Raw genomic sequence first — 11,602 nt, forward strand, 5'->3', positions numbered from 1 at the left:
TCAGTATAGTTTATAATTAGCCTTCACCCCTTTTAAACGATCTTAAACCACTTTTGGAGTATCCAGGCAGGCCCAATTAGTAAAAATTGTAAATCCTTGGCGAATGATGGTTTTTTACCTTCAATTTTATGGCCGTAAAACTGCCCTATCCAAGCTAGCACAAAAATACCCAATGATAAGATCCAGAGCGTTCCTATCTGGGATAGGAAATAATTACCTAGAATACACAAAAAAGAAAATATCCCGATGGCTATTGCCATTTTGATAGATAATCGAATATAAAAGATTAACGCTACCAAAAGTGCAACTACAGCCCAGTTTTCTAACAACCAAAAAGATTCGGGCAGTATTTTATCCAAAGGTCCCGGAGGAATACTCATTAGTAAACCAACAATTGAAAAAAATATTAAAGGCACACAAATATAATGTATCAAGATATTTTTTTCGTTTTTATGACTTACGGCGTACTCCTCGAACCAACTATGCAAAGATTTCATAAAAATATATTTATAAACTAAGGTAATATAAAATTGGCTGTTTTAATAATAATGCATTATTTTATAGGTATAATCAAAACAACGTTATGGCCAGAACACCTTCGACAATGCTTCCTTTGGGAACTAAAGCTCCAAATTTTACACTTATTGACACTGTAACCGGCTCTCTTTTTTCTTTAGAAAAAGAAAAGATAGAGAAAGGTGTTGTTATCATGTTTATATGCAATCATTGTCCTTTTGTCATACACATAAATGAAGAAATAGTTCGAATCGCAAATGATTATAGAACACAGGGATTTTCTTTTATTGCCATTAGCAGTAATGATGTAGAGAACTATCCACAAGATAGTCCAATACTCATGCGTAAGATAGCTCGAGAAAACAATTATACTTTCCCCTATTTATACGATGAAACTCAAGAAGTAGCCAAAGCTTACCAAGCAGCTTGTACACCGGATTTCTATTTATTTGATACAGAGCTAAAACTAATCTATCGAGGACAGTTAGATGATTCCAGGCCGGGTAACGGAATCCCGGTTAACGGGAAGGATTTAAGGTCAGCAATGGATGCAGTTCTAAGAAACACAAAAGTAAGCTCCAATCAGAAACCAAGTATTGGATGTAACATTAAGTGGAAATAAACCTAACGTATTCTCATAAGAACAACTGTGAAATAATGTTTATTCTACACGATCATAAAACAACAGTTCGTTCGAAGGTAGTTGAACCAATGTAAGGGTAGTATCTGTTATTTCTTCAATTTTGAATTGATGCTTATTTGCTGAAGTTGTCCAGCAGGTAATTACATCGCCATCAATTTTCATTTTATAACGATCTACATATTTATCGTCTTTATAATTAATTTTTAAAACGCCGTCAAATACCACCGTTTTTGCCCGATCCTGAATAAAGACCCATTTACCTTGCACGGCATCGTATGCATTTTTGTTAATAAACTTGGTGTCCAATAACTTCTTCATCTTTTTGGTATAAGATAAATAGTTGGATTGTTTAGGCAAATCAGGCAACGCATTCCCGATAGTTTTTTTTTCAATCTCTTTACCATCATTATAAAAATGCTGTTCTTCATATTTGGTATAAGCAGATGAGTAATCCAACGCTTGCCCGCCGGCGGCACTTTTCATATAAGGACGCTGTTTGTAGCTTGTAAAAATCAGTTGATCATTCCAGAAATAAAAATCCGTAACAATGTCAGCATTAGGTGTTCCTATCACCTTAACCATTTTTTTTAAACGATTATGCTCGTAATACCCATTAAAAGAGGGTCCGTGATCCACCATTTCTGTCAGAAATTCTTCAGGTTCCAAGCTCAAAATATCAAACTCAGTATAACTATTTATTATCTCAATTTGATTTTTTATATCTTTTAAAAGTTGCTCTTTCGTTTGCCCAAGACCTGTACTGGCGTAGAGGCAGACTAAAAGCATTATTATAAACTGTCTCATAATTTAGGGGTTCAACTTTGATTTATACACAAATTTAACAAAAAAGAAGTAAGATGATTACTATTAAGAGTATCATATTAACAGTTCTCTAGCTACAATTAAACGACAAAATAGTATATTTAGTCTTAAAATAAGCCATTCGATAGTTAAAAATAAAGATTTTATTTGATTTTACTAGTAATACTTAGAGGCTATTCATAAAATCATATTCTATCTATAACAAAAAAGCGTCTTAAACTTATAGTCTAAGACGCTTCAATAGTATTTTATATTTTATTTATTTGACAGCTACCAGTTCAACGTCAAAAATAAGCGTTGCATTCGCTGGTATCACACCTCCGGCTCCTTGAGCTCCGTAGCCTAAATGTGGTGGAATTACAAATCTGGCTTTATCTCCTATTTGAAGTAAAGCAATCCCTTCATCCCATCCTGAAATTACATGCCCCATACCGAGTGGAAAATCAATAGGTTCATTACGTTTGTAAGAAGAATCAAATACGGTACCGTCAGTTAAGCTTCCTTTGTAATGTACAGAAACCGTTTTTCCTTTTTCTGCCTGTGCTCCATCACCTTTTTGAATAATGTTATAACGCAGACCACTCTCTGTTTGATTAAAACCGGCAGCGATCTCATCCAATAATCCTTCGGCCTTCTTTTTGGCTGCTGCTTCTCGCTCTGCCTTTGCACCATTAAATTGTCTAAAAGATTCTACCGCATTGAATTTTTCTGCATCCTCACCTACTCTTACAATTTCTAATGACTTAATTTCATCACCTTGCTTCACTTTGTTAACAACGTCTTGACCTTCTACAACCTTGCCAAAAACAGTATGCTTACCATCAAGCCATGCTGTCTCAACATGAGTAATAAAAAATTGACTACCGTTAGTGCCCGCTCCAGCATTTGCCATAGAAAGCACTCCTGGACCATCATGCTTAAGATCCGGATGAATCTCATCATCAAATTGGTATCCTGGCCCACCAGCTCCGGTTCCTTGAGGATCTCCACCTTGTATCATAAAATCTTCTATAACTCTATGAAATTTTAATCCATCATAATAAGGCTTTCCTTGAGGGATTGCTTCATTATCAATATTACCTTCAGCTAAACCAACAAAATTCCCTACCGTTCCCGGAGTTTTTTTGTATTCTAAATTGACAAGAATTTCTCCTTGAGTAGTAGTAAATTTTGCGTATAATCCGTCTTGCATACTAGCGTTTTTTATCTTTTTAAACTTTTATCGAAATGCAAAGATAACAATACGTAGTGTAACACCCAATACCGCCATTCACATAAGTACGATATATTGATCTATGAAAAGAAAGGCTTTATACCTAGATGGTATAAAGCCTTTAAATCTACTATTTTCAGAAAAATTAGTTTGCTACTTCGCTGATAAACTTAATTCTATACAATCTAAGCTCTTCATCATCATAATCTCCGTCAAACTCCTCGAGAGCCTCATTTATCTTATCGGTATCAGCATCTATAAAATACTCATGTATTTCTTCTTGCTGATCTTCATCCAAAATATCATCTATCCAATAGCTTATATTAAGTTTTGTTCCGCTATACACAATAGCTTCCATTTCCTTAATAAAATCGTTCATACTCATCCCTTTGGCTGATGCTATATCATCTAATGGGAGTTTGCGATCAACATTTTGAATAATATACAACTTCAATCCACTATTGGCACCGGTACTTTTAACTACAAAATCATCCGGTCGCATTATTTCATTATCCTCAACGTATTTTGAGATTAAATCTACAAATGATTTTCCATACTTCTTTGCTTTACCTTCTCCAACACCATGAACGTTCGCTAATTCTTCTATTGTGATTGGATACTTAAGCGCCATATCCTCTAGTGATGGATCTTGAAAAACGACAAACGGTGGTACTCCTAGTTTTTTACCAACGGACTTTCTAAGGTCCTTTAACATAGTAACCAGCTTTATATCGGTGCTTCCTGATTTTGCACTGGATTTACTGGCAGCAACTATATTATCATCACCCGTTTCCTCGTAGGTGTGATCTTCAGTCATCATAAAACTTTCCGGAGCTTTTAAAAAGTTTTTACCTTGTTTAGTAATACGGATTACACCATAAGTCTCAATATCTTTTTTGAGAAACCCAGCGACCAAAACCTGACGAATCAATGCCATCCAGTATCCGGTATCTCGATGATTACCAGCACCAAAAAACTCTTGATTATGCGTTTTGTGAGAAATAATCAATGCGTTACTTTTACCTATAAGTGTGTTAACCAGATCTTTTGATTTATAGATCTCTCCCGTTTTATTTACAACCTCAAGAAGCATCTTGACGTCATCCTGTGCTTCATGCTTTTTCTTTGGATTACGTACATTGTCATCCATATCAGCACCTTCTCCGGTTACCTCGTCAAATTCCTCTCCAAAATAGTGAAGAATAAATTTTCTTCTTGATATAGAGGTTTCGGCAAATGCCACTACTTCTTGCAATAAAGCGTGCCCAATCTCTTGCTCAGCCACAGGTTTACCGCTCATGAATTTTTCAAGTTTCTCAATATCTTTATAAGAGTAGTAGGCTAAACAATGGCCTTCGCCCCCATCACGACCAGCTCTACCGGTTTCTTGATAATAGCTCTCTATACTTTTAGGGATATCGTGATGGATAACAAAGCGTACGTCTGGTTTATCTATTCCCATACCAAATGCAATTGTAGCTACTACCACATCTACGTCTTCCATCAGAAACATATCTTGATGACGGGCACGTGTTTTAGCATCTAACCCGGCATGGTATGGTACCGCTTTGACACCGTTTACTTCGAGTGTTTGCGCTAGCTCTTCAACTCGTTTTCTGCTTAGACAGTAAATAATCCCACTTTTACCACTATTCTGTTTAACAAAACGGATAATATCCGAATCTACATGTTTCGTTTTCGGACGTATTTCGTAAAATAAATTAGGTCTATTAAACGACGCTTTAAAAGTATTAGCGTCAGTCATACCTAAATTTTTCAAAATATCTTCTTGCACCTTTGGAGTTGCTGTGGCTGTTAATCCTATTATAGGAATATTTTCACCAATTCGCTTTATAATACTCCTCAAATTACGATATTCGGGTCTAAAATCATGTCCCCATTCACTGATACAATGCGCTTCGTCAATAGCTAAAAAAGAAATCGTTTGTTGTTTTAGAAAATCAACATACTCTTCTTTAGTTAGTGATTCTGGTGCTACATACAAAAGTTTAGTAACTCCACTAGTAATATCATCCTTAACCTTCTTGATTTCCGATTTATTAAGGGAAGAATTCAATACGTGCGCTATCCCCTCTTCTGAAGATATACTGCGTATCGCATCTACTTGATTTTTCATTAATGCTATCAAAGGAGAAACAACGATAGCCGTACCTTCACACATTAAAGCAGGTAGTTGGTAACATAGGGACTTCCCTCCACCTGTAGGCATAATCACAAAAGTATTTTCTTTTTTTAAAAGACTCTGTATAACCTTTTCCTGCAATCCTCTAAATTGACTAAAGCCAAAATGCTTCTTTAATGCATCCTGTAAGTCATTCTCGTTCAAACTCATTAAATTATGTACCTTTTATATCCAATTAAATTAAATCCATCACTACAGCCTGTTTCCCCAAACACAGTTATAGCGTACCTATCTTTTTCTATACTACCCCCAAATATAAACAAAGCTTAATTTATTAAGCTTTTTTTGATGAGTATTTAAATATTATAAGGTATTACATACCTTTGCATATTTAAAGATAATAAAATCTTTTAATGATAACACGCAAAATTAGTAAATTTTGAATACATCAAATACGATAATATCCCACGCAAGAAATACAATCGCAGAACAAGCTAAGGCTATTGCAAACCTGGAAAATCTTGTAGATGAGGATTTTGCAGAAGCGGTACAAACGATACACAATTCAAACGGTCGCGTTATTTTTACCGGTATTGGTAAAAGTGCCATAATAGCTACAAAAATTGTAGCCACAATGAACTCAACAGGCACTCCAGCAGTTTTTATGCATGCTGCAGATGCTATTCACGGAGATTTAGGTAATATTTTAACTGATGATGTGGTGGTATGTATTTCTAAAAGTGGAAATACGCCTGAAATCAAAGTATTAGTTCCTTTAATCAAAAGCTTTAAAAATACACTAATCGGAATTACAGCTAATAAAGATTCTTTCTTAGGAACTGAAGCGGACTATGTGTTAAACGCATTTGTTGAAAAGGAAGTATGTCCAAACAACTTGGCTCCTACTACCAGTACGACGGCACAATTAGTTATCGGTGATGCTCTTGCAGTATGTTTACTTAACCTTAAAGGATTTTCCAGCAAGGATTTCGCAAAATATCACCCTGGAGGCGCGTTGGGCAAAAAGTTATATCTCAGAGTAAGTGGTATAACTTCAAAAAATGAAAAACCACAGGTTACCGAGAATGCAAGTATCACAGAGGTCATTGTTGAGATGACCGAAAAAAGGCTTGGAACAACTGCTGTTACTTCTAACAATAAAATTGTAGGGATCATCACAGACGGAGATTTGCGTAGAATGTTATCCACAGGAAAATCGTTTGATGGCTTAACGGCAAAAGATATTATGTCTGCCAATCCAAAGAGAATTGATAATGATGCAATGGCTATCGATGCACTGGAGATATTGGAATCAAATGGTATCTCACAACTGCTAGCCGAAGAAAATGGAGAATATGCCGGTTTAATTCACATTCATGACCTAATGAGAGAAGGGATTCTATAATGGCAAAAAATAATAATAAAAATCCACAAGCCATGTCCTTTTTAGACCATCTGGAGGAGTTAAGATGGCACCTTATCAGAGCAACCATTGCTGTCCTAGTTGCGGGAGTTATCGCTTTTTTTTCAAAAGAATTAATATTCGATGTGATTATTTTTGGACCAAAAAAAGCTGATTTCCCCACTTATAAGGGCCTATGTGATCTTTCCCAATTTTTGGGCCTTGATCAGAGCCTTTGTTTTAAGGAGCTGCCTTTTAGTGTACAAAGCAGGAAAGTAGCAGGACAATTTTCTGTTCATATATGGACTTCAATTACAGCAGGTTTTATCATTGCTTTTCCCTATGTGCTCTATCAATTCTGGAAATTTATAGCTCCGGCCTTGTATGATACAGAAAAAAAGCACTCTAAAGGATTTATTATCGTTTGTTCTTTACTATTTTTTGCGGGTGTGTTATTTGGATATTACATAATCACTCCGCTTTCCATAAATTTCTTAGGTGGTTATCAAGTGAGTGAAGAAGTCATAAACGAATTTGATATTGATAGTTATATCTCGCTAGTTAGAGCTTCAGTGATTGCCTGTGGCCTTATCTTTGAGTTGCCTGTGATCATGTTTTTCTTAACTAAAATTGGATTAGTAACACCAGAATCGCTTAGAAAATACAGGAAATTTGCATTAGTCATAGTACTAATTTTATCCGCCATTATTACTCCGCCGGATATTGCCAGTCAAATCATTGTTGCAATCCCCATCTTAATCTTATATGAGATTAGTATCTTTATCTCAAAATATGTCATTAAAAAGGAAAAAGAAAAATTAAATACAAAAAAGTAATGAGCAATATTGTTGATGATTTTAACGCATATCGCGAAAAAATGAATTCGCGAATTCTTGAAGATAATAACAAAATTATCAAACGGATTTTCAATCTGGATACAAATGCCTTTATGGGGGGTGCGCTGAACGTGAAGACTAAAGAACTTTTAGGGTTGGTAGCTTCTGCAGTATTGCGTTGTGATGACTGTGTTCGCTACCATTTAGAAACGTGCCATAAAGAAGGGCTTACAAAAGATGAAGTGGCTGAGGCATTAGGTATCGCTACTCTTGTAGGAGGTACTATTGTTATTCCGCACTTACGACGCGCGTACGAATTTTGGGATGCTCTTGAGGCTAGAACAAACGCGTAGAAGCTTTACGTAGTGTTTTTTCTACCGTTCACGTATCCTAATCAGTTTTAATAATTCATCAGGTATTCGATTATGAAATTAAAAGCAGATAATTTAATAAAATCATATAAGGGCCGTAAGGTTGTAAAAGGAATTTCTTTGGAAGTAAATCAAGGAGAAATCGTTGGATTATTAGGTCCTAACGGGGCGGGTAAAACCACCTCTTTTTATATGATTGTAGGTCTGGTGAAACCAAACAGCGGTAAAATATCATTAGATAGCATGGACATTACCAAATTCCCCATGTATAAGCGAGCTCAAAACGGGATTGGTTATCTGGCGCAGGAAGCTTCTGTTTTCAGAAAACTGAGTATCGAAGATAATATTTTGAGTGTGCTACAGCTTACCAAACTCTCTAAAAAGGAACAACTACATAAAATGGAGTCTCTTATTGAAGAATTTGGGTTAGGACATATTCGCAAAAACCGAGGTGATTTATTGAGTGGTGGGGAGCGACGTCGTACAGAAATTGCCCGCGCTTTAGCTACAGATCCAAATTTCATCCTTCTTGACGAACCCTTCGCCGGAGTAGACCCGGTAGCAGTAGAAGATATTCAACGTATCGTAGCACAATTAAAGAATAAAAATATTGGTATCCTAATTACCGATCACAATGTGCAGGAAACACTGGCCATCACGGATCGCACCTATTTGATGTTTGAAGGAAGTATTTTAAAAGCTGGTAAACCCGAAGAACTAGCCGAAGACGAAATGGTGAGAAAAGTATATCTCGGACAAAATTTTGAGCTCAGAAAAAAGAAACTTGATTTTTAAAAATTGATCAAAACACTCAGCTTGAACTCAAAAGTTCTTAAAAACTGCAAAACACATCAGCGCATTAAACTGTTTTGATACAGCGCGTTTCAATATTACCTAACACCTTACTTACTTGACCACCAACTATTCGATCCGTTACTATACAACGGTTCACTCGCAATCAGTTCTATATTTCGGCACCTTCATCCTCAGTTTGATTCCCAAACAATAAAGACAATATGATGAATAATAGAATGATTAATGGGATAGCGATAAACTTAAAAAATATGATTAATAATACTGTTCCAACTAAAAACACGTAGCGAATCTTGTTTTCTCCAAATCCCCAGGTCTTAAATTTCAGGGCGAACAGTTTTATTTCTGCATTTAGAAGGTAACAACTTATCAAAGTTAATCCAATCAGGAAATACTCATTTAAAATAATTTTGACTATCCAGGTTTCTGCCTGAAATTTTAAAATTAAAGGTAAACTCAAAATCAATAGCGTATTGGCGGGAGTTGGCAATCCAATGAAAGAGGTTGTTTGCCTGGTATCAATATTAAACTTGGCTAAACGGTACGCTGAAGCTAGTGTTACCAGCAGACCTAACAGCGAAATATAAGAATAATCCAAGCTAGTCCATATTTGGTCAGATGCCCATGCAGGCGGAGTGACATAAAATGGTTTGCCCACCACCTGAGTCAAGAGTTGAAACATAATAATTCCCGGTACGACACCGCTCGTTACCATGTCTGCCAAAGAATCCAATTGGAGCCCAAGTTCACTTTGTGCGTCAAGAACTCTTGCTGCTAGCCCATCAAAAAAATCAAAAAATATACCTAACATTACAAATAACGCAGCTATTTCCAAATTACCTTGTACGGCAAATAATGTTGCTATACAACCGCAAAATAAATTTGCCAGCGTGATTATATTAGGTACTTGCTTCTTAATCCACATACATTTAAAATTTACGTAAAAATAGCAAACTATTTAGCTACCACACAAAACCTGTCAAACATTCTTCTCAACAACACATACAGCTTCTTTTCAGTACTTGTATTTTACGTATTTTGTTATTTATATATTAAGTACAATCCATATTTGTTTCAAGAAGTTTAAAATTTCTAAACAAATAGGTTTATTTTCGTGCTGATCAGTGCTACATTTTATGAAAAACCTATTTTTTGCTATACTCTCAGGTCTCGTGCTAGCCATTGGCTGGCCGACTTACGGATTCCCATTATTTCTATTCTTTGGTTTTAGTCCGCTACTTCTTGTAGAACATAGCATCCGAGAGGAAAAACGTAGTGGTCTTATGGTTTTTGCCTATAGTTTTTTCGCATTTTTTATTTGGAATATGATTACTACTTGGTGGATATATAATTCTACCGCCTTTGGGATGTGGTTTGCAGAAATTGCGAACACACTGCTCATGTCACTGGTTTTTGTCATATACCACATGGTTGCCAAACGAACTACTTTTACCAATGCCTCCTTATTTTTAATCTGTTTATGGCTAGGGTTTGAATACATGCACTTACAGTGGGAATTTTCATGGCCTTGGTTAACCCTGGGTAATGGATTTGCAACCTATACCTCCTGGATACAATGGTATGAATACACGGGTACGTTTGGTGGTTCTCTTTGGGTATGGATAGTAAATATCAGCCTTTTCAAAGGTATATTACGATATAAACGCTATCAGGAAACTAAGGTATTAAAACGTATTGCGATCTTCAATATCGCCTATATTATAATCCCTATTCTGATCTCCCTCATACTCCTAAACACTTATACTGAAACCGGCAAAAAGCAAGAAGTATTAATTCTACAACCTAATATCAATCCATATACTGAAAAATATAATACTACAGATGCCCGTATAGGCGAGCTTATTACTACCTTAGTGCAGGACACATTGTCGTCATCGGTTGATTTTATTATTGCGCCAGAAACTGTGTACGCAGATAATAACAAACTCTCTAATTTTGAATATTCGATAGCAAAACGTACTTCGCGTCGTCTGATAAGTAATTACCCAACCACACACATTATTGCAGGAATCTCAATGTATGACAGATTTACCGATCCCGAAAGAGTTCATGAACAAACGAATCAATTTGGACCCAATGATTTCTATGATGATTACAATTCAGCATTTTTTGTAAGACCCGACGGTTCCTCTGAATTGTATCACAAAACAAAATTGGTTGTCGGCGTAGAGAACTTTCCATATCAAAGTGTATTAAAACCGATTTTGGGAGATGCTATGATTGATTTGGGGGGTACCGTAGCAAAAAAAACTACGCAAGAAAACAGAGAGGTATTTTTTACCAGAGATAGTGTTGGCGTTGGCCCAATAATTTGTTATGAAAGTGTCTACGGAGAATTTGTGACCGGATATGTAAGAAATAAAGCAGGTTTTTTAGCCATAATTACAAATGATGCCTGGTGGGGAGCTACACAAGGACATCAACAACATTTAGCCTATGCACGATTACGAGCAATAGAAACTCGTCGCAGTATCGCGCGTAGCGCTAATACCGGAATATCTGCACTTATCGATCAAACAGGTACGATAACCCAACACTTGTCATATAACACCCAAGGCGTGATAAAAGGACACCTTTTCACAAACGATGCAATCACATTTTATGTTCGTGCAGGGGATTATATCGCTAGGATAGCCATTTTTATAGCAATATTTATTTTTCTGATAACTTTTACAATCAGAAAAAAGAAACTATAACAATTCTATAGTATACAGACCACACCAACATACCGTATAATTAAAAAGTATTTCAGGTATTCCCTACGTTATTCTTTAATTTGTGGTTATTTTGCATCACTTTTGAAGGGCATGATAAATGAATGT

At 36.0% G+C, this 11,602-nt stretch carries 11 protein-coding genes; 6 read left to right on the forward strand and 5 right to left on the reverse strand.

The genetic code is table 11. The features are described from left to right. Window positions 1–32 precede the first annotated feature (32 nt). Window positions 33–497, reverse strand: a complete 465-nt coding sequence (locus BD809_RS10665; RefSeq protein WP_148782958.1) for an Mpo1 family 2-hydroxy fatty acid dioxygenase — start codon at window positions 495–497, stop codon at window positions 33–35. Between the two features lie 86 nt (window positions 498–583). On the opposite strand from BD809_RS10665, the gene BD809_RS10670 reads away from it, so the two are divergent. After that, window positions 584–1,138, forward strand: a complete 555-nt coding sequence (locus tag BD809_RS10670; RefSeq protein WP_148782959.1) for a thioredoxin family protein — start codon at window positions 584–586, stop codon at window positions 1,136–1,138. Window positions 1,139–1,177: 39 nt separating this feature from the next. Here the strand turns inward: BD809_RS10670 and BD809_RS10675 are convergent, their stop codons facing one another. From BD809_RS10675 to BD809_RS10685, 3 genes are all read right to left on the reverse strand, one after another. Continuing rightward, window positions 1,178–1,963, reverse strand: a complete 786-nt coding sequence (locus BD809_RS10675; RefSeq protein ID WP_148782960.1) for a hypothetical protein — start codon at window positions 1,961–1,963, stop codon at window positions 1,178–1,180. Between the two features lie 277 nt (window positions 1,964–2,240). After that, on the reverse strand, window positions 2,241–3,173 hold the full coding sequence (locus BD809_RS10680; RefSeq protein WP_148782961.1) for a peptidylprolyl isomerase: 933 nt from the start codon (window positions 3,171–3,173) through the stop codon (window positions 2,241–2,243). A 166-nt stretch (window positions 3,174–3,339) separates the two neighbouring features. Continuing rightward, window positions 3,340–5,547: an ATP-dependent DNA helicase RecQ gene (locus tag BD809_RS10685; RefSeq protein WP_211356711.1), complete on the reverse strand. Its 2,208-nt coding sequence runs from the start codon at window positions 5,545–5,547 to the stop codon at window positions 3,340–3,342. 229 nt (window positions 5,548–5,776) lie between these two features. Between BD809_RS10685 and BD809_RS10690 the strand changes: the two genes are divergently transcribed. The 4 genes from BD809_RS10690 (at window position 5,777) to lptB (ending at window position 8,741) form a co-directional block, all read left to right on the forward strand. Next, complete coding sequence (locus BD809_RS10690; RefSeq protein WP_148782962.1) at window positions 5,777–6,742, forward strand: KpsF/GutQ family sugar-phosphate isomerase; 966 nt, start codon at window positions 5,777–5,779, stop codon at window positions 6,740–6,742. Continuing rightward, entirely contained in the window at window positions 6,742–7,575 is an 834-nt protein-coding gene (gene tatC, locus BD809_RS10695) for a twin-arginine translocase subunit TatC (RefSeq protein ID WP_148782963.1), read from the forward strand. The genes BD809_RS10690 and tatC overlap by 1 nt, the downstream gene beginning before the upstream one ends. Continuing rightward, window positions 7,575–7,928 carry a carboxymuconolactone decarboxylase family protein gene (locus BD809_RS10700; RefSeq protein WP_148782964.1) on the forward strand — a complete coding sequence of 118 codons (354 nt, stop codon included), beginning with the start codon at window positions 7,575–7,577 and terminating at the stop codon, window positions 7,926–7,928. Before tatC ends, BD809_RS10700 begins: the two co-directional genes overlap by 1 nt. A gap of 72 nt (window positions 7,929–8,000) precedes the next feature. Continuing rightward, window positions 8,001–8,741, forward strand: a complete 741-nt coding sequence (gene lptB, locus BD809_RS10705; RefSeq protein ID WP_148782965.1) for an LPS export ABC transporter ATP-binding protein — start codon at window positions 8,001–8,003, stop codon at window positions 8,739–8,741. Window positions 8,742–8,910: 169 nt separating this feature from the next. Here lptB and BD809_RS10710 read toward each other — a convergent pair whose 3' ends face one another. Then, the gene (locus BD809_RS10710; protein ID WP_148782966.1) at window positions 8,911–9,684 is read right to left on the reverse strand and encodes a CDP-alcohol phosphatidyltransferase family protein; all 774 of its coding nucleotides are present in this window, start codon (window positions 9,682–9,684) and stop codon (window positions 8,911–8,913) included. A gap of 211 nt (window positions 9,685–9,895) precedes the next feature. On the opposite strand from BD809_RS10710, the gene lnt reads away from it, so the two are divergent. After that, window positions 9,896–11,476, forward strand: a complete 1,581-nt coding sequence (gene lnt / locus BD809_RS10715) for an apolipoprotein N-acyltransferase (protein ID WP_148782967.1) — start codon at window positions 9,896–9,898, stop codon at window positions 11,474–11,476. Window positions 11,477–11,602 lie beyond the last annotated feature (126 nt).

The sequence above is a fragment of the Aquimarina intermedia genome, from assembly GCF_008124785.1.
GTDB classification, from domain to species: domain Bacteria; phylum Bacteroidota; class Bacteroidia; order Flavobacteriales; family Flavobacteriaceae; genus Aquimarina; species Aquimarina intermedia.